Origin of the sequence: Alteribacter keqinensis, assembly GCF_003710255.1 — a bacterium.
Classification (GTDB): Bacteria; Bacillota; Bacilli; order Bacillales; family Salisediminibacteriaceae; genus Alteribacter; species Alteribacter keqinensis.
On the sequence record NZ_RHIB01000003.1, the window covers coordinates 310,000 to 333,258 of the forward strand.

The 23,259-nt window shown below is 47.7% G+C and carries 22 protein-coding genes; 19 read left to right on the plus strand and 3 right to left on the minus strand.

The genetic code is table 11. The features are described 5' to 3' along the window. Positions 1-135 precede the first annotated feature (135 nt). From EBO34_RS16710 to nhaC, 17 genes are all read left to right on the plus strand, one after another. Complete coding sequence (locus EBO34_RS16710) at positions 136-1,884, plus strand: hypothetical protein (protein WP_122900697.1); 1,749 nt, start codon at positions 136-138, stop codon at positions 1,882-1,884. 14 nt (positions 1,885-1,898) lie between these two features. Next, a complete protein-coding gene (locus EBO34_RS16715) occupies positions 1,899-2,192 on the plus strand; it encodes a hypothetical protein (protein ID WP_122900699.1) in 294 nt (97 codons plus the stop codon). A gap of 293 nt (positions 2,193-2,485) precedes the next feature. Then, positions 2,486-2,662, plus strand: coding sequence for a hypothetical protein (locus EBO34_RS20765; RefSeq protein WP_183163922.1), 177 nt, complete (start codon positions 2,486-2,488; stop codon positions 2,660-2,662). 129 nt (positions 2,663-2,791) lie between these two features. Then, positions 2,792-3,196, plus strand: a complete 405-nt coding sequence (locus tag EBO34_RS16720) for a hypothetical protein (RefSeq protein WP_122900701.1) — start codon at positions 2,792-2,794, stop codon at positions 3,194-3,196. A gap of 21 nt (positions 3,197-3,217) precedes the next feature. Next, complete coding sequence (locus tag EBO34_RS16725; RefSeq protein WP_122900703.1) at positions 3,218-5,536, plus strand: NlpC/P60 family protein; 2,319 nt, start codon at positions 3,218-3,220, stop codon at positions 5,534-5,536. 266 nt (positions 5,537-5,802) lie between these two features. After that, on the plus strand, positions 5,803-6,231 hold the full coding sequence (locus EBO34_RS16730) for a DUF1284 domain-containing protein (RefSeq protein WP_122900705.1): 429 nt from the start codon (positions 5,803-5,805) through the stop codon (positions 6,229-6,231). Positions 6,232-6,236: 5 nt separating this feature from the next. Continuing rightward, a complete protein-coding gene (locus EBO34_RS16735) occupies positions 6,237-6,584 on the plus strand; it encodes a thioredoxin family protein (RefSeq protein ID WP_183163923.1) in 348 nt (115 codons plus the stop codon). Positions 6,585-6,608: 24 nt separating this feature from the next. Next, complete coding sequence (locus EBO34_RS16740; RefSeq protein WP_221175164.1) at positions 6,609-7,685, plus strand: nitric oxide synthase oxygenase; 1,077 nt, start codon at positions 6,609-6,611, stop codon at positions 7,683-7,685. 280 nt (positions 7,686-7,965) lie between these two features. Further along, a complete protein-coding gene (locus EBO34_RS16745; RefSeq protein WP_122900711.1) occupies positions 7,966-8,103 on the plus strand; it encodes a lmo0937 family membrane protein in 138 nt (45 codons plus the stop codon). A gap of 372 nt (positions 8,104-8,475) precedes the next feature. Then, on the plus strand, positions 8,476-8,619 hold the full coding sequence (locus EBO34_RS20770) for a hypothetical protein (protein ID WP_183163924.1): 144 nt from the start codon (positions 8,476-8,478) through the stop codon (positions 8,617-8,619). A gap of 384 nt (positions 8,620-9,003) precedes the next feature. Beyond that, a complete protein-coding gene (locus EBO34_RS16750; RefSeq protein ID WP_122901398.1) occupies positions 9,004-10,137 on the plus strand; it encodes an MBL fold metallo-hydrolase in 1,134 nt (377 codons plus the stop codon). A 187-nt stretch (positions 10,138-10,324) separates the two neighbouring features. Beyond that, a complete protein-coding gene (locus tag EBO34_RS16755; protein ID WP_122900713.1) occupies positions 10,325-12,001 on the plus strand; it encodes a SulP family inorganic anion transporter in 1,677 nt (558 codons plus the stop codon). Between the two features lie 25 nt (positions 12,002-12,026). Then, a complete protein-coding gene (locus EBO34_RS16760; protein WP_122901400.1) occupies positions 12,027-12,623 on the plus strand; it encodes a carbonic anhydrase in 597 nt (198 codons plus the stop codon). Then, positions 12,623-13,189, plus strand: coding sequence for a class I SAM-dependent methyltransferase (locus EBO34_RS16765; RefSeq protein WP_122900715.1), 567 nt, complete (start codon positions 12,623-12,625; stop codon positions 13,187-13,189). The genes EBO34_RS16760 and EBO34_RS16765 overlap by 1 nt, the downstream gene beginning before the upstream one ends. A 335-nt stretch (positions 13,190-13,524) precedes the next feature. Beyond that, positions 13,525-14,643: a YheC/YheD family endospore coat-associated protein gene (locus tag EBO34_RS16770; RefSeq protein ID WP_183163925.1), complete on the plus strand. Its 1,119-nt coding sequence runs from the start codon at positions 13,525-13,527 to the stop codon at positions 14,641-14,643. Between the two features lie 214 nt (positions 14,644-14,857). Then, the gene (locus tag EBO34_RS16775) at positions 14,858-16,828 is read left to right on the plus strand and encodes a YheC/YheD family endospore coat-associated protein (RefSeq protein WP_122900718.1); all 1,971 of its coding nucleotides are present in this window, start codon (positions 14,858-14,860) and stop codon (positions 16,826-16,828) included. Between the two features lie 483 nt (positions 16,829-17,311). Further along, positions 17,312-18,751, plus strand: a complete 1,440-nt coding sequence (gene nhaC, locus EBO34_RS16780; RefSeq protein WP_122900720.1) for a Na+/H+ antiporter NhaC — start codon at positions 17,312-17,314, stop codon at positions 18,749-18,751. A gap of 138 nt (positions 18,752-18,889) precedes the next feature. Here nhaC and mreBH read toward each other — a convergent pair whose 3' ends face one another. Then, positions 18,890-19,897: a rod-share determining protein MreBH gene (gene mreBH / locus EBO34_RS16785; RefSeq protein ID WP_122900722.1), complete on the minus strand. Its 1,008-nt coding sequence runs from the start codon at positions 19,895-19,897 to the stop codon at positions 18,890-18,892. Between the two features lie 255 nt (positions 19,898-20,152). On the opposite strand from mreBH, the gene EBO34_RS16790 reads away from it, so the two are divergent. Further along, complete coding sequence (locus EBO34_RS16790; protein ID WP_122900724.1) at positions 20,153-21,322, plus strand: acyl-CoA dehydrogenase family protein; 1,170 nt, start codon at positions 20,153-20,155, stop codon at positions 21,320-21,322. Positions 21,323-21,333: 11 nt separating this feature from the next. Here the strand turns inward: EBO34_RS16790 and EBO34_RS16795 are convergent, their stop codons facing one another. Then, a complete protein-coding gene (locus EBO34_RS16795; RefSeq protein WP_122900726.1) occupies positions 21,334-21,843 on the minus strand; it encodes a DinB family protein in 510 nt (169 codons plus the stop codon). A 126-nt stretch (positions 21,844-21,969) separates the two neighbouring features. Then, complete coding sequence (locus tag EBO34_RS16800; protein WP_183163926.1) at positions 21,970-22,314, minus strand: DUF3221 domain-containing protein; 345 nt, start codon at positions 22,312-22,314, stop codon at positions 21,970-21,972. 102 nt (positions 22,315-22,416) lie between these two features. On the opposite strand from EBO34_RS16800, the gene EBO34_RS16805 reads away from it, so the two are divergent. After that, entirely contained in the window at positions 22,417-23,064 is a 648-nt protein-coding gene (locus tag EBO34_RS16805) for an MOSC domain-containing protein (protein WP_122901402.1), read from the plus strand. Positions 23,065-23,259: the final 195 nt, after the last annotated feature.

The following is a 23,259-nucleotide window of genomic DNA, read 5'->3' on the forward strand; positions in this document are numbered from 1 at the left end:
GAATGTTATCTTTTTTTGATAAAATCTTGCTATTTTATGATGATAATCCATCATTTTACAGAATTACTAATGGTGCTGAGCGAGATAACGGACATTTTCAAATGTATTAAAAGCTAAAAAAAGCGGGTGGTTGGGTTGGAATTAAAAAAGTGGTCTTATTCTAAGGTTTTGATTGTATTCGTTCTGATGGCAATGAGTAGTTTGTTAATTTTATGGAACCCGGCCCTCGCTTCTGGCGATGATCGGGGCGTTATATTCCCGGACCGGGATAATTCCTCACTTTCTGATACAGATGCAGGGAACGATGCATGGGGGCCGGGGAATGGTGGAGGATTTTTACCTGGGGGAAATCCGAATACAAATATGCCTGGACCAAGTTCTCCTCCCCCAGGAGATCCGAATGCCGACGACACGAGTCTGGGTGACCGGATTTTAAATGGAATAAGTAATTTTTGGAATGATACGAGAGAATTTGCCTCGGACGCCTGGGATGGTTTAAGGGAAGTTGGTTCAGGCTCCTGGGACTGGATGGCGGATATGGGGGAAACAGCTTGGGATTGGACCAGGGATCGGGCTGTAGATGTCTGGGACTGGACTGTAGATCAAGCTACTTCTGCCTGGGAATGGCTGGGGGACTGGGGACAGGACCTGGTTAAGACTGTTCTTACAATCGTAGGAGTCGGTGTGGGGATCGTAGCGCTGGTAGCCCTGGGAATCATCTCAGTTCCTGTAGCTATAGTAGCCGGGATTGGTGCTGCAGTCTTTGGAATCGGCTACTTTATCATTTACGGTGGTACCGATGCATTTAACTGGGTGCATGGTCTTCTTTGGACAACCGGTGGTGCGATCCTTGGAGGTATTTTACAGGCGACGGGGGCGCTCGCAGCTCTGGGAACGCTGGGTAAAAAAGCGGCATTGTCCTCTTGGGCATGGCTGAGACAAAGTCCACAAATGATAGCAGGATGGGTGTCAAGAGGAGGTTCTTGGTTGGCAGGAGCCTCCCGGGCAGCCGGATCGTGGCTTGCAGGATCTGCAAGAGCGGCTGGTTCATGGGTCGCAGGAACTGCAAAAACGTTAGGATCCGCAGCCTTAGGAGCTGCGAGAACCGCTGGAGGATGGCTTGCTGGAGCGGCAAGAGCCTCAGGTGGATGGCTCGCCGGAGCAGCCAGATCGATTGGTTCTGCATTGGCTGGAGCAGCTAGAGGAGTGGGAGGCTGGATTGCCCGGGGACTCGGGAAAATTCCAGTACTCGGCTCGTTGTTTGGGAAAATCGGCAATGTGGGATTACTTAAAGGAATGAAGATGGCGATGGTTAAAGGTGCGCAGCTGTATGGCTTGGGTTTCGCTACATCTTTATTTGTATCCCTTATCAAACAAGCTGAAGCGCTCATCGGAGGTCAGCCACTGATTCCTTTAAGTGAGATGTTAATTGATGCAAACTTTGCTGGTGTAATGTCTATTGCTACTTTTGGATTACTAGATAAATTTAAGAAGGCTTCAACTGCAGGGAAGCTAGGCTTAATGACATTATCAGGAACACTGGTAGGTGGAGCTGAGCTATTAAAAGAATTTGTAATGACGGGAAACTGGGAGATAAATAGCTTTATCGTAGGAGCTGTCTTTGGATTTGTTGCAAATCCGGTTGTCGGATTAGCAAAAAAAGCAATTGTAGCAAAAGTCACTTTTGGTTCTCAATCCCAGGCGAAGTCTTTATTACCAAATGTGATGCTTAATTGGCTTGAGGATAAATTCAAGTCACCTATGAAAGAAGACCTTCATAAGCAACTTAAACAAAATGAATCGGACCCATTTAAAGACATTATGGAATTGGAAAAAGAACAAGGACCTAAATTTAAACACGATACAGGAAAGTATTACGTATAAGAAGGTGAAACTTCATGACAACTAAGAAATGGACGATCATTCAAATTTTAAGCATCATGTACTTATTAGGCTTAGTTATTGGCTCTTCTTATTTTGGAGCTAGGTATTATGATGTGATGAGTAACTTTGCGCAACAACATACATGGGTAGTTATCTTGATTCTTATTACAGCGGGCATTGCCCTTTTGTTATTTGTTTTGGGATTTGTGGTCAGGAAGGAAGGAGAATTAAATAAACAAACAGTCGTAACAACGGTTTCTATGATTGTGGTGTTTGGTGTTTTCCTCTATTTTTTTCAAGGAAGATAAGTTTAGATTAATTTAAATTAATTTGTCAAAGTTATAGGGTGTCTGGCTATGTTTGAAAGATACGGTGTGTGACATTTCACTACAGTCTCCTTATGCATCAGCGTGTACTTTAGCAGAGAACAAATAATAAATATTCACAAATGCCGAAAGACAGAGGTTTGATCTCTGTCTTTCAGTCTATTCAGATGACTGAAACAGACGATTTGAATGGGGAAATATATACGTCTATGTCACTTACCAAATTCCTCGCATTTTCTTTGTATTTCTAGAACAAGAAGAAATGAGGTATACGAATGGAACGCAGAAAATGGAACAAAGTACAGGTGATTGCCGTTCTATGGGCAGTCTCATGCTTGGCGTTTTTTTACTGGTTGGCAAGCAGGGAAGTATCCTATAGCAATGAAATTATCTCAAATTACGTTCCATTTGTCCTTTTAGCAGGGTTCGTTATGACAGTTCATTACTTGTAATGGTTTTGGCTGAAATGGCGAAGAGACATGGTAGTATCAATGGCCAAGCGATTGCTTCAACTGTGTTATTCCTTATGGGAGTGTTTGTTTTGTATTTGTTTATAAACAGATAAGTCCAGGGGAGAAATCATGATGAAAAGAGAAGATTTCTATACAGTGACTGTTGAAGACGATTTCGTTCAAGATGAAGACAAACCTTACAAAGTCTACTTTAAATTAAAATTAAACGATCCTGTATTTAGTGAATTTGTTGTTGGCTTTAGTGAAGAAAGATATGACTGGGTGATGATTATCCAAGAGAAGATCGTCTATAGAATGGGTTTTGATTTCCTGGGCAGGTATTATATGAGGCTTGTACGTCCAAACATGTTTGGAATGAAGAAAGTCTCAGAAGAGAACGGATATACAGAAGAATCACTTCATCATTTAATTAAAAATGGGATATGGACGTATGCGACTTTACCCTTTCGTTCTCTATATTGGTTTTACAGTAAAATAACGGGGAAAATGGATTTGTATATTGTGAAATTATGAAACGGTAAAAGGAGTGGTTGGATGAAAAAGTATCTGGTTTTCCCCTTCGTCCTGTTGATGCTGTTCGGGCTCTTCCATGATGACGCGTTTGCGCAGGAAGAAAAGGACGCTGCAGCGGCGTTAGCTATTGACATGGTCGGTCCCAATGAGCAGGGTTTTATTACGTCAGAGCTTGTCCAGTATATATTTGAACAAACAAAAGGAATATCCCTCCCTCGTTTCGCCAGGGAGCAGATAGAGGCAGGGACGGAAGTGAACCGAGATGATTTACAGGCTGGTGACGTTGTGTTTTTCCAGGGCTCGTCGTTAATGTCCGGGATCTATATTGGGAATGGCCGGTTTGTAATCGTGACAAGCGAAGGCATTTCAGAAAGAAATATGGAGACGAGTGATTATTGGTCAGGGATTTACGTGGGTGCAAGCCGGTATACAGAGGAAGATTTTACGGTCGATGACCCGGCTGCGGAATTTGCACTTGAAAGTGTCGGCGAAAACAGTGAAGACTTTATTACTTCTGAATTTGTGCAATATGTTTTTGACAATATAAAGAATATCTCTCTTCCAAGGCATGCAGCGGATCAGTGGCTGCTCGGGGAGAGTATTGAAAAGGAGAATTTACAGGCCGGGGACGTGGTGTTTTTTCAAGGCACGTTTTTAATGTCAGGCATTTATATCGATAATGGCCGGTTTGTAATCGTGACAAGCGACGGCATTTCCGAAAGAAATCTGGAGACGAGCGATTATTGGTCAGGCATATACATTGGAGCAAAAAGATACTCAGCTGAAAACATTGATCCTGAACCTTCGGACAATGACATTGTTGAACAGGCAAGAGCTCTCATTGGAAGTCCTTATAGCCGGGACGGTGAGGATCCTGAGACCGGATTTAATACCGGGTCACTCGTTCACTATGTATTTAAAGAGGTAACCGGAAGCTGGCTTTCGAAAAGGCCTGCCGGACTGTATGATGCGGGGGAAAAAATCAGTCAGGACGAGCTGCAGCCAGGAGACTTGGTATTTTTTGAAGGCAGTGAAGGGTTGATTTCCGGCATTTACACGGGAGATCGCCAGTTTATTATTGCAACTTCATCCGGAGTATTGGAGAGGCATTTAGATCATCACACATATTTTGCAGAACGGTATGAAGGCGCTGTTCGGTATTCAAACGAATTATTGGAAAAGTCCAATCCTGATACCTACGCGGATCATGAAAACCCCATAATACAAGAAGCGATGAAATATATGGGCACGCCGTATTTAATGACAGGAAGCACACTGGATGCGTTTGATTGTTCCTTCTTTATTCAAACCGTATTTAGAGAAGCAATAAATGTTTATTTGCCACGGATTAGCTACAAACAATGGGAGGTTGGAGAAACCATTCTGGAGGCCGGGACAGATATAGATTCTATTGAACTCGATCATCATATCAGGCCCGGAGATGTGCTCTACTTTTCTGGAACGTGGCAGGAAGGAATCTCTCATACCGCTATTTATCTTGGTGATGATCACATTGTCCATGCCACAGGAGAAGAAGGAGAAACGACCATTTCATATATGAATGAGTATTGGAAGGCGCATTTTACGGGAGTAAAGCGCTTTGATGATTTAACCATTCAATATGATAATGGAGCGGTATTTGAAGCTTATAACCTTCTTGGTACAGAATACAATCTCGGAGGCGCTTCGCCGGAACAAGGCTTTGACACGGGCGGTCTCGTCCAGTACGTCTATAAAAAAGGCCTGAATATCGATTTGCCGCGCTATGGAAACCAGCAATGGGAGGAAGGTACCGAAATATCTGCAGATGAAATTGAACGCGGAGACTTAATGTTCTTTGAAGGATCCAGCTTAATCCCTGCTGTATATATCGGCAACAATCAAATCATTGTCGCCACCCAGTCCTCTGGCGTAGCCATCGTAGATCTGACTACCAGTTCTTATTGGCCACCGCGGTATGTAGGGAGCAGGACTTATGAAAGACCTCAGGAAAAAAACATAGAGGCACAGCTTGCTGAAGATTACAATGGCGAAGGGTATGAAGGGACCTCTGCAGAATTTATTCAACACCTCTTTGAAGAAGGCTCTGGCATGACCTTACCTGCAACAATTGAAATGCTTCGCCAATATGGCGAAAAAATTCATATCGAAGAACTCGAGAGAGGGGACCTGCTGTTCTTTGCCGGGGAAGATGGAGGAGACGCTGCGGAGCTCGCTGCCCTTTATCTTGGAGAAGGCAGATTCGCAACCGTTATAGATGGAAAAGTTGACATCCGTGAAATGAATACAGATGAATATTGGATTAATCGATTATTAGAAGGAAGGCGAATTACAGAATAACCATTATGAGAAAGGGTTTCTGCCGAGAATGGGCAGAAGCCCTTTTGCCTGAGAACTGCCATACAAACGGCCCGGAGTTGCAGGATTAGGGGACAGCGGGCAGGCATTGAAGTGGGCGATATCCTTTTTCGCTTTTATTCTAATATATTATCTTTTTGTGAACCGTTAGTGATCTGATAGAAAAACATGGAGAGGCTTCTCACATAAATGTTAGAATGTTAACTATATATGATACGTGGTTAACATTTGATTGCGGGGTGTTTGTGATGACGGTTCGTACGCTTAGGGGGCATCATCTTCTGTGTGTGCACGGGTTTCAGGGGATGGGGTACAGTCCGGGTTTTGTGAAAAAGATGGAGACGATTGTGGAGGATATCCGTGATCCGGAGAAGGATTTCCCGATCCGGGTTGTGGTGGATCTGGATGATGCGTGTACGGCCTGTCCTCATAACGGCGGGTCTTTTTGTGCGGCAAGTGCGGGGTCTGATGCCCATGTGAAGGGATTGGATGAGCGGGCAATTGCGCATCTTAAGCTGGAGGACGGGAAGCTTTACCGGAAGAGCAAGCTCGTGGAGTGGACGGCGAGGACCCTTGAGCCGGAGGATCTGGACCAGATTTGTAAGGGTTGCAGCTGGCTTTCCTACGGGGTTTGCAAGGCCGGGATCCGGAAACTGAATGAGGAATGGAGAAGGTGATGATGATGGAGAAAATGACGTCGTTTGAAGAGGCGGAGGGTGTTGTGAGAGACGGGGATCCGGTGTTGGTGCTGGTCAAATCGCGGCGCTGTTCTGTGTGCGACGCGGTGGAGGTGCAGCTTCTTGAGTGGCACGAAAAGAACCGCCGTGTGAGGATCAGGAGCCTGCAGATGGAAGATGTGCCTGAGGCCGCCGGGCAGTGGACCGTGTTCGCAGCGCCGACGCTTGTTTTTTTCCATAATGGCAGTGAGGTCTGGCGGGGTTCGCGGTTTATCCGGTGGGAGGAACTGGATCGTGTGACTGAGTCTTTGGGCTTGGTTCGGGGGCCGGATATGGGGTATAATGGAGGCTAATTGTAAATGATCGGTGGAGATTGTATGAGAGTGTTGGAGGATGCGCGGGCGTTTGTGGACGTGTGTTACCGTGAGCTGGGTAAGGAGGAGAGTATTCCGGTGCGGCTTGAGGAAATTGAGCGGGAGGTCGCTGAGACGGGGACGTATGTCCAGACGGCTGAGGAGCTGTCGCATGGGGCGAAGATGGCGTGGCGGAACAGCAATAAGTGTATTGGGCGGTTGTTCTGGAGTATGCTTGATGTGTTTGATGCGCGGTCGTTGTCGGAGGAGGAGGCGGTGTTTCAGGCGCTGTGCCAGCATATTGAGTATGCGACGAATGGCGGTCGGATCCGGCCGACGATTACGATTTTTCCGGCGCGTCTGGCGGACGGGCGTGACCGGGTGCGGATTTGGAATCACCAGCTGATCCGGTATGCGGGTTATGAGACGGAGGATGGTGTTGTCGGGGATTCGTGGTCGGTGGCGTTTACGCGGGAGTGTGAGCGGCTTGGCTGGCGTGGTACGGGTACGGATTTTGATGTGCTGCCTCTTGTGATTCAGGTGGATGGTCGTGAGCCTGTGTGGTTTGAGATTCCCGGGGAACTGGTGCTGGAGGTCGAGGTGCGGCATCCGGAAGAGGCGGGTGTGGCGGAGCTTGGTGTCCGGTGGTACGGGGTGCCGATTATTTCGGATATGAAGCTTGAGGTTGGGGGTCTGGTGTATCCGGCGGCGCCGTTTAACGGGTGGTATATGGAGACGGAGATCGGGGCTCGGAATCTTGCAGATACGGACCGGTATGATTTGCTGCGGCGGGTGGCGGAGGTGTTTGGTCTGGATACGTCGCGGGTGTCTACGTTGTGGAAGGACCGGGCTTTGGTTGAGTTGAACCGGGCTGTGCTTCATTCGTTCAAGGCGGATGGGGTGAGTGTGGTGGATCATCATACGGCAGCCGAGCAGTTCCGGCAGTTTGAGAAGCGGGAAGAGGGCTGCGGACGTGAACTGACGGGGCGGTGGGACTGGCTGATTCCGCCGGTGTCACCGGCGACGACGCATATTTTTCACCGGGGTTATGAGGATAAGATCGTGGTGCCGAATTATTTTTATCAGGAGAAGCCTTACTGACGGCGGGGATGCCGTGGGAGGCTTTTTTGTTTTGTTTTTTCGTTGTTGGGGGCGGGGGAGGTTTGCAGAAATTGTGCGGGGTCTGTCCCCGTAACTTTTGGGTTTTGTGGTTGACTTTTAATGGTTTTTTTACAGGTGGATGGGGCTAGTCTGCGGGTTTTTGAGATGTGATTGTTTTAATTTCTGAGGGTTGGGGAAAAGTAGGATTAGCGACGTTCTTACATTTGCTTATGATCTTAGACGTATTCGCAGTTCTATACTTACAAAGGAGGACAATCACATGCTCTGGACTATTATTGGTATTTTAATTGTGCTTTGGTTATTCGGGTTTTTACTCGATGTAGCAGGCGGTATCATTCACGTGCTGCTTGTCATTGCCCTGGTCGTGTTCATCATCAATATGATACGCGGGCGTTAGTTAAGGTAAGTGGATTTTTGAAGAGTGGAATGTGTTTTGAAAGGGCCTCTCCGGTGATGGAGGGGTCTTTTTGTTGTGGTTTTTTGGGGCGGGGGCTGGAACTGCTAAACGTAAAAAGAGGGAGCAGAAGTGTAAAAAAGGGACGGTAATCCGTTAAATATCGCGCTTTTAGTGTAAAATGGCAGCGGCTATCCGTAGAATAGTGCGAAGGAAGTGTAGAAAAGAGGGCAGGGTGCCCCTATTTTCTCAGATGAAGTAAGGAGGGAACCGATAACTCGTTGAGCAAAAGCCATAAAACGATGAGCGGCTGCGGAGACAAGATCCTATGTCAGTGAATAGAGTATTGGGAGAATATTTTCTGGAGGGATCGTGATGGTTGGAAGACTGATCGGGCTGCTCATTTTGTTCTGGGCGGTGGCATTGCTGCTTAGTGTGATCGGCGGGTTTGTGCAGGTGCTCATCGTGCTCGGGCTGTTGTATTTTATTTTTAAATTTTTTGCTTATGCGGGGAAGTGACTGGTGTGCTGGGCTTTTGCTGGCGTAGAGACTGGGGATAGGGGACTTTTCTCAGGTGGGACAAGCTTTTTTGTTATTTGACACTAGTGGGAGAGTGAGATAATATATACCTATAGGGGTATGTGATGGCTACCAATTTTTTTGGTTTTCTTTATACCCCATGGGGTAATTAACAGTACAAGGGAGATTTGTTCAACAATTGCTCCTGCCTAAAATGAAGACTTACACAATTGTTCGGGGGACAGACCCCGAGGTGGTTCCGAGGAGGAAACGGTATGGGGGCGTGTTTTTGGGACGCTAGAAGATGAGAGTGGAAAGTGATTGGAATGATACCTTGGCGGGTATGGAACACCGTAGAAATTTCTAAAGGAGGCTGTTTTAGTGATGGATTTACGAGAGATCGAATTGACTACGTTTTCGAAGAAGCTGCTTAACCGTGATGAGATGGTGGTGCTGGATATCCGGGAACCGGATGCCGTGGAGGACTGGCATATTGAGGGTCCTTCGGTCGAGCTGATTAATGAACCTTATAAGCAGTTGAAGGAAGATGGCATTGACGATCTTCTCGAAAAGCTTCCAAAAGAGAAGCCGGTTGTTGTCGTTTGTGCGAAGGCAAAGTCTTCAAGAGTGATTGGTGAGAAGATTCATAATGTAGGTGAGCATGATGTTTATGTTCTGGAGGGCGGTATGGAAGGGTGGAGTGAGCACCTGGAGCCGGTGAAAATCGGTGACCTTCCAAGCGGGGGTACGATTTATCAGTTTCTCCGTCTTGGGAAAGGATGTCTGTCTTATTTAATTGAGTCCGACGGCTCTGCGGCGATTGTGGATGCGAACCGCATGACTGGCCATTATGAATCGTTTCTTGAAGAAAAAGGGCTCAAGCTTCGCAGTGTGATTGATACGCACCTGCACGCTGACCACATATCCGGCGGCCGTAAGCTGAGAGAGGCGATGGGAGCGGAGTACTGGCTGCCGCCGAAAGATGCGGAAGAGGTGACGTTTGAGTATGCTCCGCTGGAGGACGGAGCGGAAATCAAAGTCGGCACGACGCGGATTGTGATTGCTGCGACGTACTCGCCGGGGCATACGATCGGAAGTACGTCCCTCATTTTGGACGATACGTATTTATTGAGCGGTGATATTCTGTTTGTCGATTCCATCGGCCGGCCTGATCTTGCCGGCAAAGCGGAAGACTGGGTAGGGGATCTGCGGGAGACCCTGTACAGGCGTTATAAAGAGCTGAGTGGTGATCTTCAAGTGCTGCCTGCCCACTACGCGAAGCCGGAAGAAATTGACGAGGAGGGCCGCGTGATGGCGCGCTTGGATGAGCTGTATGAAAAGAACAGCGGGCTTCAGGTTGAAGAGGAGGAAGAGTTCAGGAAGATGGTTACAGAGAATCTTCCGCCCCAGCCGAATGATCATGACAAGATTCGGAAAACGAATATGGGGCAGCACGACCCAGATGAAGATGAACAGGCGGAGATGGAAGTCGGACCAAACAACTGCGCTGTTTCGTAGTATTGGTTTATAAAAAGAACAGGATTGAGGAGGCAAGGGGGATCACAGACAGAAAAACTCCTCTTGTCTCCCTCGTGGTGCCTTCATATATCAAAGGCGCTGCAAAATCCTGCTTATCATTGAAATTTACACAATTGTTCAGGGGACAGACCCCGGTTGAAAGGGGACCCTTTGGGAGGTGGGAAGTGTGAGAGAGTGGCTACCTATTTTGGGTGTGCTGAAGAGTTATGATTTGAGACAGGATTTACGGGGAGATTTGAATGCCGGCTTAATTGTGGCGATTATGCTGGTGCCTCAGGGGATGGCCTATGCCATGCTGGCGGGGCTTCCGCCGGTGATGGGGCTTTATGCGGCCACAGTGCCGATTTTGATTTATGCGTTGTTCGGGACGTCGCGCCAGCTTGCGGTCGGGCCGGTGGCGATGGTGTCGCTCCTGGTGTTTTCCGGTGTATCGGGATTTGCGGAGCCTGGGAGCCAGGAGTACATTTCACTTGTCCTTCTCCTTGCACTCATGGTTGGTGGGATTCAGCTGGCCATGGGCGTTTTGCGCCTTGGTGTCGTGACGAAGTTTATTTCTCACGGTGTGATATCAGGTTTTACGAGTGCGGCTGCTATTATTATCGGTTTTAGTCAAATGAAGCACCTGGTAGGGATCGACCTTGAGAGTTCAAAGAACGTCTTTCTCATCGTGGGGGAAATAAGTGCGAGAGCCGGTGAGATTCACTTGCCGACATTGGGAATCGGTGTGGGAAGTATCCTCGTCCTTATTTTCATGAAAAGGAGGGTGAAGAAAATACCGGGACCGCTTGCTGTTGTGGTACTGGGTATGCTTGCTGTTGTTTTGTTGAACCTTCATAACAACGGCGTGGCGATTATCAGAGACGTGCCTGCAGGACTGCCTGGACTGACGATTCCGGCGCTTGATCCGTCGCTGATTCTGGCTTTACTTCCGACGGCGATTACGATTTCCATCATCGGATTTGTGGAATCCTATGCTATGGCGAATGTGATTGCTTCTAAAGAGAAGTACCGTGTTCACGCGAACGGTGAGCTGAAAGGACTCGGGCTTTCCAACATCGGTGCGGCCTTTTTCTCCGGCTTTCCGGTAACGGGGGGATTTTCCCGGTCGGCGGTGAACTACGACGCCGGTGCCCGGACACCAGTGGCATCGATTATTACGGCGGCTTTGATTGTGATTGTGCTGCTCTTTTTCACGTCTTGGTTTTATTATCTGCCTCAGGCGGTGCTGGCTGCGATCATTCTCGTTGCGGTTTACAAGCTTATTGATGTGAAAGAAGCGGTTCACCTTTGGAAAGTGAAGCGGATTGACGGGGTCACTCTGGCCCTTACGTTTGCCGCGACGCTTATCCTTGGAATCGAGTGGGGGATCGCTGCGGGGATAGCCTTTTCACTTTTTGTTTTTATTTACCAGAGCAGCAAGCCCCACATTGCCGAGCTCGGCTACGTGGACGATCTGGGGCTGTATCGGAACGTGTCACGGTTTGATAAAGCTCGTACTTTTGCAAAAACCTTGATTTTAAGGATTGATTCGCCGCTTTATTTTGCTAATATGGAGTTTATAAAGGAATATCTGCACGACCAGATGGTCAGAAAGGCAGACCTGAAACACGTGATCCTTGATTTTTCCGGGGTGAACGATGTGGATGCCATTGCACTCGATGAACTGGAGGAGTGGATCCGCTCGGAGCGGGAGAACCACCAGGTGGAAACGACGCTGGTGAATGTGAAAGGTCCTGTTAGAGACCTTCTTGCAAAAGCGGGATGGGTTAACAAATTCGGCCCGGGCATCCAGTATCCGTCCATCGACCAGGCTTTGACCGGTCTTCAGGTAAATCAGCAGTAAAGCGACAGTGAAAGGGCTGATAAACGTGGAATTAAAAGATCTGAAACGTAAAAACATTGAATTTCAAGAGAAATGGCTGAAAGATGATCCTGAGTTTTTTGAACGCTTAAATGAGGGGCAGCATCCGGAGTTTCTCGTTCTTGCCTGCAGTGACTCCCGCGTGTGTCCGTCGACGGTAATGGACGCGGAACCGGGGCATATGTTCATTCACAGAAACATTGCCAACCAGGTTGTTCATGACGATGACAGCTTCGGGGCGAGCCTGTACTACGCTCTTGTGCACCTGAAAGTAAAGTACATTCTGATTAAAGGACACACCGGCTGCGGCGGGGTCCAGGCGGCGTGGAACGACAACCGGGAAGAAGGTCTTCAGAACTGGCTCAAGCATGTGAAAGAAAGCCTTCCGACTGACCGTGAGAGCCGTGAGTGGACGTCTGAGAAGCTTTGTAAGTACAACGTTCTTTACCAGGTCACGAAGCTCAAGGAGCACCCTGTGTATCAGGAGCACGGTCAGGGTGTGCCGATCATCGGTGCCCTTTACAACCTGGCGAGCGGCGAGCTTGACGTGTTCGACCAGGACACGCTGATTTCGGCTGCGGGTAAAAAAGAGGAGGAACGTTGATGGCAGGGGAACGATTTGATCCGGCAAAGGCAGACCTGCTGCTCGCACCGGACCGGAAAGCAATGATTGATGCGGAGTGGGTCGCTGATCTGATTGAAATAAAAGAAGGGGATACCGCTGCCGATCTTGGTGCCGGAAACGGCTACTTTACTTTGCCCCTGGCGTCCCGGACAAAAAACGATGTGTATGCCGTTGATGTTGAACCGGAGATGCTCGGCCTCCTAGGGGTCCGTGCTATGGATCGGGGCTTTGAGAATGTCGGCCTTCTTGAAGCCACCCTGGAGGACATTCCTCTTCCGGATGCATGCGTGAATGGTCTTGTTGCGGCGTTTGTGATGCACGAGGTGCCTGACCGGGTGAAGGCGTTCGCTGAGATGAGGCGGATGATGAAGCCCGGAGGAAAAGGGGCCATTGTTGAATGGAAGAGAGAAGAATTCACGAAAGGGCCGCCCCTTCACGAACGGCTGGAGTCTGACACGCTGGTAAGGGAAGCCCACGAAGCGGACCTGACGGTGTCAGAGATCATTAATCTGGATCATGTGTATGTGATTTTAATTCGTAATTAGTTAGAAAGAGCGAAGCCCTTCTGCGTGCAGGAGGGCTTTTTTTATGGAATGAGCGGAGAGGAGGGCAATACCAATCATTTGACATCTGATATTCTGAGGGCCGTTGAGAATCGATGCAGCTGTCATGTCCGCAGTCTGCTGGTACGAGTGGAAGGAAGTAAGGAGGATCGCCGGCACCTCCTGTGAAAAGCGAGGGATATTCCGCCTTCATCCTGGGTCTTCAGCTTTAATATTTAGTTTTATTCCTTAACTTGACGGCTTTGAGAATTCTCCCGGGGTACATTTTATCCCTGCGGTCATATGATGAATAGACTATCATGGTGGTGGTGAATGGCGTGAGTGAGAAGATAATGGATATGGTCACCGTTGGAATTACCGTTGGGAGACGGGCGCTTCGCAACCTGTTGAAGCAGAAGCCGGGGTTTCGTATTTTAAAAACGCTGGAGGCCGGTCAGGAAGAAGGACTGTCTGTTTTTTATTTCAACGGAAGCTGTGTAAATGTAGCAGATGAGACGATTGATGGGGTTTATTTTGACGTGGAAAAACAGGAATGGAGGACGGGTGCGTTTTCGTATCCGGATGTGATTTATAACCGGGGTGGAGGGGGGATTTTTTCATCTGCGAGTAGTAAGGCAAAGGAGTTTCAGGAACAGATTGCAGCACAAAACATTCCATCCATCAATTACCTCAAAGGGTTTAATAAGATGGAAGTGTATAAGCTTCTTAAAAAGGACCAGAATCTCCGCTCCTTTCTGCCTAAAACGAAAAGAGTCCGCAACATTCGGGTACTCACTGATTTTTTCGAGAAAGAAGATGCAGGGTATGTGAAGTCGTTTAACGGGCGCAAGGGAGAGCAGGTGATTAAAGTCGAGAAGGAGGGCCCTTCTTTTGTTTACCGGTATTATAAGGAGCAGCTTTTTACTGGAAGGGCGGCTACCTTGAAGGAGTTATATGAGAGTATTAGTGGGATTCTTAATAACAAACCGTTTCTGATTCAGAGTGCAATTGATTTGATGCGTTTCAACAACCGGGTGACGGATATGAGGGCGGAGCTCCAGCGCAACGGAGATCATGAACTGGAAATTGTGGCGGTTTGCTCGCGGGTTTCCCAGGAGGGCTCGCCGATCACGACCCATTCCGAGAGCTTTCGTTACGATGAGTTTTTAAAGGAGAACCTGCAGTTTTCTGAAGAGGAATTCCTTGAAGTGGATAAGCGGATCAAGGCTTTTTTAATCGATTGTTATGAGGTGCTGGAGCAGCATTACGGTGAAGTGGGGGAGCTTGGAATTGACTTTGCCCTTGACCGGAATGGCCGGATCTGGTTCATTGAGTCTAATGCCCATTCGGCTAAAGTATCGGTTGTTAAAGCTTATGGGGATGAAGTAGTGGAAAAGGTGTTCAAAAATCCTCTCCGTTATGGGAGGAGCCTCGTTTTGGGTAACAAAACAAGATGAAATAGTGTAAGCAGCAGCGTGGAATAGGCAGGCTGTTTCAGGTATGAAAAACTCTTCGATCACTCAGGTGGCCGGAGAGTTTTTTTGTTTAAATTCATGGATCATTTGCATTTTGATTCCCAAGTCCGGGGTAGTCTGGTTGTTTACCCGTGTCCTAAAGTGAAGTGTAACATACATTAACACTAGCTGAACTTGAAAGAAAGGGAGAGCGAGGATGGAAACGTACTGCTTTGGAGTTATGGTAACAAAGAATGTGTTGAATAGGATGGTAGCTGAACAAAATGCGATTGAGAGAGATCACGATTTAATTGCCGCCAGTAAGAAGGTGGGAATTGATATTTATTTTTTTTCACCTGAAAGTATTGATCATGAGGCAGGGACTGTGACAGGAACTTGCTACGATCATGAAAATAAATGCTGGATTCAGAAAAAAGGAATTCAATTCCCTAAAGTATTGTACCGCAGGGTAGCCGGGGGGATCATTCAAAGAGATTCGAAATTAGATAAATTACTGAAAAAACAGAAAGTTCACATTATTAACAGAGCCAGTGGATTTAATAAATGGAGTGTGCACAAAAAGCTGAATTATTCTCCAGACATCCGCCCGTTTTTACCGGAAACGATACTACTCAGTAAATCTTCTGATGTAAAGAATATGCTTGATAAATATAACCGTGTGTATTTAAAAGGAGTCCAGGGCGGTCGCGGGAGACAGGTGATGATGGTAGAATCGACCGGGGATGGGTATGAATACAGTGTATTTAAAAAGGAGCTCGTTAAGGAGAGCGTAGGATCATTCCCGGTGCTTATGAAGAAGATCAGGAAGTTTTATAGAAAACAAAAGGTGATTATCCAGGAGCCGATTAATCTTTTGACATTTAAAGACCGGCTGGTTGATATTCGGGTCGAAGTTCAAAAAGACGGGATGAACAGGGTGAATGCCGTATCTCCTTGTGTGCGGCTGGGAAACAGCAACGCGCCGATTACGACACACGCTACGAGCTATCCTCTGGTTACATTTCTGAAAGAGAAGCTTAAGTTCAGCGAGAAGGAGATTAAGCGGTTAACGTCGGAAATAGATAATCTTGTAAAGACGGTCATTAATGAATTGGAAAAGCATGACGGACCTTGCGGAGAAGTGGGCATTGACCTCGGTGTGGATAAAAATAAGAAGCTCTGGTTTATTGAAAGTAATTCCAGAAGTTTGAAGGTTTCCCTTGTAAAAGCCTATGGCAGAAAGAAGCTGCAGGAAGCGTATGAAATGGTACTTGAGTATGCAAAGTTTGTGTGCAGCAACATGGAAAAACAGAGGGAAGAGGAGACGGGAGAAGTTCAACCAGCCAATGATTCTCTTAAAGAAGGTAATAAAAAAGAGAAAAGGAAAAAGAAGAAAGTAAAAAAAGATCAGGACAATAGAAGACGAAAGAAGGTTGCTGAGGATGAGAATAAGAGAATGACTGAAAAGGCGCCGGGGAAAACGGACCTTGCAGAGGCAGTCGAAGCGTCGGAGAAGAAGGTAGAAACAGGAAGTAAGGGAAAAAAGAGCAGGCGGCATGAAAAGGACCTTGAAGAGGCTCCAGTGCAAACAGACCTTGTAGAAACAGTCGAAGCGTCAGACAAGAAGGCACAAAAGGGCAGTAAGGGGAAAAAGAGTGAGCGGCATGAAAAGGACCTTGAAGAGGCGCGAGTGGAACCGGCTCTTGAAGAGGCTCCAGTGCAAACAGACCTTGTAGAAACAGTCGAAGCGTCAGAGAAGAAGGTACAAAAGGGCAGTAAGGGGAAAAAGAGTAAACGGCTTAAGAGAGAAAAGTTGAAAGAGCAGAAAGATGTGGAAACATTACGGGAAGAAGAAGAAGGAGTGGAAGAGACAGCTGCAAAGGAAGATGAGTCTGTGAAAAAGTCGGAAAGTACGAAAAGAACAGTGGAACAAGATAATGTCGTATCTTTTGAGGCAGTGAAGGAACAGAAAGCAGAGAGAGGTGCCATTAAAGGCAGACGCAGAAAAAATCGTGTGAAAAAGCAGGAGGAATCTGTCAAGCATTCTGAGAAGCTGGCGATGATTCTTGAACAACAAAAGGAGATGCTGAAAAGCCGGAAGGAGAATCAGAAAAAGCGGATTACGAGTAAAGACCTTCTGGTCATGCGGATGAAGGTGGTAAATGGATACAGGTGGGCCGATGATTGATCATGGAGGAGCTGGTGTTTCTTTAGTTTTGTTGTTGACAAAAATAGAAATGCGTATTATGCTGTTAAACAGATAATCACTTTATCACTTAAAAGCGTTTAAGCGTCTAAGTGTGATAATTGAAGTAGAAAAAGAAATATCGATCGCATAAAAGCGGAGTAGCAGTGGTTCGAGCAGCAGGAAGAGACCGGATGGAAGCTGGAAATCCGGGCAGAACCATGTGTGAATTACACTTATAGTAACAAGCGATTACGTAATCAAAGTGGACAAAGACAGCGCAGTCAGTCAGAGTAGAGCCGAGAAGAGCGAAAGTTTATGGAGCCAGTTGAGCAAGGTCTGCGAACGTCTAGTCAAATAGGGTGGTACCGCGGAAACTCTCCGTCCCTAACCAGGACAGGGGAGTTTTTTGTCTGCCCGGCGGAATTGCGGGAAATTGTGCGGGGTCTGTCCCCCGACAATTTGTGAGAAAAGGAGGATGTTGAGATGAGTGTGGAGACGGTGAATAAAAAAGAGCGTGAGCCGCAGGTGAGCCGCCTGGAGGCTGTGGTTGTTATTTTAATGATTTTAGGAACGATTGGGGTGTCACTCGTCTATCTTGGCGCTCAGCCTCATGTACCGATCTTTATGGTCATCCTTCTGCTGGCGTTGTTTAACGCAGCAAAGAAGCAGCCTTGGGTGTTTGTGGAAGAGGGTCTTATCAAAGGTGTGAAGTCGGGGATTATTCCGATAATCATTTTTATGCTTATTGGTATATTAATAGCAGTATGGATGCAGGCGGGAACCATACCGACACTGATTGCGTACAGCTTTCAGGTGATTTTCACGGAGTACTTCCTGCCGAGTGTGTTTGTGGTGACGGCTGTTGTCGGGATGGCTGTGGGAAGTTCGTTTACAACAGCATCCACGATCGGGATTGCGTTTATGACGCTCGGGTCGATTCTTGGAATAGATCTGGCCATGGTGGCCGGTGCGGTCGTATCCGGTGCTCTGCTTGGTGACAAAATGAGCCCGCTGTCTGATACGACGAACCTTGCGTCAAGTGTGTGTAAGGTCGATTTGTTTGAACACATCCGTCATATGATGTGGACAGCGGTGCCGGCCTTCCTGATCAGTCTGATATTGTTTTTCTTTATCGGACGGGCCCAGGAAACTACGGCTACTTCTGAAGTGAATGAGTGGATTGCAACGCTCGCAGCAAACACCCACGTAACAGTTATTGCTCTTATTCCTGCACTTGTGATGGGGGTGCTGGCGATCCGCAAGACCCCTGCGATACCGACCATGATTGCAGGTATCGTAAGCGGATTTATTGTGGCTGTTATTTTAGACGGGCAGCTGGCTGCAGCGAACTGGATGGTCCTTGTACAGGACGGGTTTACTGCGTCTACGGGTACGGAGGACATTGACACGCTGCTAACCCGTGGCGGTATTCAGGACATGATGTGGGCCACGTCCCTTCTCATTCTTGCGCTGGGAATGGGTGGTATTCTTTCAAGGCTGAACATTATTGACAGTCTGATCAGTGCGATCCGTTCACTAGTAAACAGCAGGGGAAAAGCGGTTCTCTCTACGACTTTGAGTGCGATCGGTATTAACGTAAGCCTTGGGGAGCAGTACATGAGTGTGGTGCTTACAGGTGAGGCATACGAGAAGCAGTACCGGGAGCTTGGGCTGAAAGGAAAGCATTTGTCGAAAACGCTGGAAGCGGGAGGCACCGTAGTCAACCCTCTTATACCGTATGGGGTGAGCGGTGTTTTTATGGCGAGTGTCCTTGAAGTTCCCGTTATGGCATTCCTGCCGTTTGCGTTCTTCTGCCTCCTGTGCCCGGTCATTACGATCATCTACGGCTTTACAGGGATCAGTATGAATGATGGTGGAGGAGGCGCTTCAGCTGCCAAAACGGAACACAAAGCAACAGCATAAAAATGTTCGGGGGTCTGTCCCCGTACAATTCGGGGGCTGCTCTTGACACGGGGCAGGCCTTTTCTTCTTGGGTTGGAGAAGATACTACTGAAATGTCAATAGAATATAAAAAAGTTCGGGGGACAGACCCCCGAACTTTTAGCGTACTGCTTTTTGAAGTTTGTGGATGACGTTTAGTGAACGTCCGGTTCCGATTGCGACAGCTTCCAGTGGGTTTGGTGCTACGTGAACAGGGACAACGATTTCCTCGCTGAGCCAGTCCTGAATGCCGTTCAATAATGCGCCGCCTCCTGTAAGGATGACACCGCGGTCAACGATGTCACCGCTGAGCTCCGGAGGACAGTCTTCAAGTGTAGCACGGATCGCTTCAAGAATTGAAAGAAGGGATTCGCGAATGGCACCTTGAATTTCAGTGGAACTTAGTGAAATGGTCTTCGGAAGCCCGGTTACAAGGTCACGGCCCCGAACGTCCATGGTAAGTTCTTCATGGTCAACAAGGGCATAGGCAATGTTCATTTTGATCTGTTCACCTGTACGGTCTCCGATAAGAAGGTTGTAGTGTTTACGCACATAGTGAACGATGTCTTCATCCATCTGGTCACCACCGACACGGATGGAATTGCAGGATACAACGCCGCCGAAGGAGATGATCGCCACTTCTGTTGTACCGCCACCGATATCAACAACGACGTTGGCGATCGGCTCTTCAACAGGAAGATCGGCACCAATCGCTGCAGCAACGGGCTCTTCAATAAGGTCCACGTGTTTTGCACCACAGTTTTTAACCGCATCGTGTATTGCCCGGCGCTCTACGGAAGTTGAACCAGATGGGGTACAGACAACAACGCTCGGTTTACGCACAGAGAACCCCAGCTTTTTGCTTACTTTTTTCATAATTTCTTTAAGCATTTCAGTCGTTACCTGGTAATCAGCAATAACCCCGTCTTTAAGGGGGCGGATCGCTACGATGTTTTCGGGTGTTTTTCCGACCATGTTTTTCGCTTCGTTACCGATGGCAAGTACCGTTTTTGTGTTAAGATCAATAGCAACAACGGAAGGTTCATTAAGAACGATTCCTTTATTTTTTGTATATACTAAAATGTTTGCCGTCCCTAAATCAATACCAATCTGAGTAGTTGAAAACATTTAAAATCCCCCAAGCATAGTTTACGTATACTATATACATTCTTGTATCCTAACAGATTTGTAGGGGTTGAAAAGCGATTAAATTATGGAAAATTGTCAGAGATCATGTCATTTCCCGGGAAAAGCACAAGGGCATTTCCCACTATTTTGTATTCATATAAAATATTAGTAGAAACGGTGTCAGATAAGCACCTTTTTGGCAAAAAAACGACTTTTTCGATATGATTTAACTTACTATGCAGAGAAGGTGATCGGATGAGGGAGAACAAGGACTTGTTTTTGTTAACCACTGAGCAAATTAAACGAAACGATACGATTGAAACCCTTCTTCCGCTATTTAAAGAACGGGCAAAGGAGCTGGATGAAAAAGCGGAGTTTCCGTTTGAAAATTTCTCGGATTTAAAGGAAGCAGGGCTTACAAAACTGGTGGTGCCGCATCGGTTTGGTGGTGAGGAAGCGTCTCTTACGGACTATCTTCTCGTACAGGAAAAAGTCTCGCAAGGCGATGGTGCCACGGGGCTTAGTCTCGGCTGGCATAACGGACTCATTATGCAGCTGAGGGAAACGGGGAAGTGGTCTGAAGAGACATTTGCGAAACTTTGCGTGGAAGTGATGGAGAATGGTGTGCTCGTAAATACAATTGCAACCGAGCCGGCAACGGGAAGCCCTGCAAGAGGCGGGAAGCCTGAAACAACAGCACGCCCGGTGGATGACGGGTATGAAATTACCGGGAAGAAGACATTCGCTTCTCTGGCTCCGGTTCTTGATTATTTTATCGTGACTGCAACTGTGGAACCGGACGGGGCTGTAGGAGAGTTCCTAGTTCCGAGGAACAGCCCAGGACTCAGCATTGAGGAATCGTGGGATACTCTCGGGATGCGGGCTACGAGAAGTGACGATCTGATTCTGGATGGGGTCCGGGTCTCTGATGATGCCTGGGTTGCGAAGCGTCACCCGGGTCACGGAAGCGGACCGCAGGGCTGGCTTCTGCACATTCCTGCCTGTTACATTGGCATTGCAAAGGCTGCCAGAGACGAAGCAGTCCGTTTCGCCAAAGAATATCAGCCGAACAGCCTGGATCATCCCATTAAAGAAGTACCCGAAGTGAGGCGTAAAACGGCGGAGATGGACCTGAAGCTTATGCAGGCAAGGCACTTTATGTATCACGTGGCGAAGCTTTGGGATGAGTATCCTGATCGGCGCCAGGATCTTGGAGCTGAGCTTGCAGCAGTGAAGACAACCGCCACAAACTCAGCTGTAGAGGTAGTCGATATCGCCATGCGTATCGTGGGAGGGCACAGTTTGAAGAAGTCGAATCCTTTGGAACGCTATTACAGGGACGTGCGGGCCGGCCTTTACAACCCGCCGTCAGATGACATTACGATGATGATTCTCGGGAAAAAAGCGTACGACCCAGAGGTATAGAGAGCCACTCTCTATACCTGTTTTTTTATGGTCCTGATCTGCCCGCGGTGGCTGATTTCGTCTTCCAATACGTGAAACCAGAGGTAGTAGTTGTTGTAGGCCACACCGTTTTCCCACTTGTTATCTTCAAAAAGCCAGCGGTCGTCTTTTGTTTTCAGCCGGGCCAGTGTTTCGTCTCTGACGTCACTTAGCTTCTTCAGGTAGTATTCAGGAGGGTTATTTTTGATTTTGTTTCTGGCGGCTGCCCCGAGTTCAAGAGGGGTTCTCCAGAGGGCGTATTCATTTTCGGTGAGATCTCTTTTTTCGAATGAGACGATCTGGTGAACAAACTCGATCGAGGCGATATGCAGCAAAAGGGAGCCGATCGAATTCGCTTTTTTACCGGGGATGTGATCGAGCTGATACTGTGTGAGACCGGCAATCTCATTGAGGGTTACAGCTCTCGTGTGTTCAAGCATCGAAACGAGCACGCCAATCTTTTCGGTGTAATTTACTTTTGGAACAATTCTGTAGTCAATCATGAACACCACTCCATTTCTACGTCTAACTGTACCAGTGAAATGGAGAAGGTAAAGACTGATAATGGGGAAAAAACAGTGGTATAATGAAGACGAGGACAACCTGACCGGGATCAGTGTTGTCTTTTTTTATTCCTCTACAACTTCCACTGACAGGGCTTTTCCCTGGGCGGGATAGCTTTCGGCGATGGCGCCGGTTTTTACCCGGACGAGCAGGCCTTCCTGAAGCTCTTGTGCATTTTCCGCATCGCTGAACCAGTAGGCGGCCCCGGCTTCGGCGTCCATGAGGGTGTCGCTTGTAAGTTCAATAGCTTTTGCCTCAGTAATGTCTTCGACTACCAAAATAGATGTTTCTTTAATTTCCACAATTCGTCCTTCGATAACGTTTGCCGACCCCTCTGAGCTGCTTCCATTTGTCCCGCAGGCTGTTAAAAAAATGATTGCGATAAAGAGGATAGAGTACTTTGGATTCATTATTTGACCTCCTTTTCCTGTATAGACGACAGTTATGATTTGTTGTTTCATGGGGCAAGGTATAAAATGGTAAAAAACAAGAAGGGGTGCAGAGTGGCTATGATGACTGGGAAAGTTCATTCACTTAACACTGGGAAAGTGCAGGTCATTGCAGGTTCGGGGAAAAAGGAAGTGGCTTCAGGGATTATTAAGCGTCCTGTGGAAGGGTCTGTTTTTTTAACGAGCGTGGGTCTTAAAGGTGATGAGCAGCAGGACCTGGTTCACCACGGCGGTGTGGACAAGGCGGTATGTGTGTATCCGGCGGAGCATTACCCTTACTGGCACGAGAAGCTGGGAAAAGAGATCGATGCGGGGGCGTTTGGTGAGAACGTGACGGTGTCCGGGCTGGTGGAGACGGACGTGTGCATTGGCGATACGTTTGAGTGGGGGGAGGCAGTTGTACAGGTGAGCCAGCCGCGTCATCCGTGCTATAAGCTTGCGAAGCGTCATGATGTGAAAGAACTGCCGCTGTTCGTTCAGGAGACGGGCTATTCGGGGTTTTATTTTCGCGTGCTGCAAGAGGGGCACGTGTCGGCGGAGGATCATCTGAGGCTGAAGGAGCGCCATACGGAGATGACGATTGCCCGGGTGAACCGGCTGAATTTTCAGGACGCAGACGATGTGGAGGGGCTGAAACAGCTGGCGGAGCTGCCGTATCTTGCTGAGAGCTGGCGTGAAGGGGTGGAGAAGAAGCTGGGGAAGGTAATGTAGAAAGATGGGAATATGACCTGAGAGAAAAGCATATAAATCTTAGGAAAAAGAAGATGAATGCCGCTGTGAGATAAAATGTGGAGATTCATCTTCTTTTGTTCTTTTTTGAAAAGGAAGGCGGCACTGGGCACATTTTTAATAAGATGGCATTTAGTAATGGGGGAGGTGATAACGGATATGGGAACTCTTATGGGG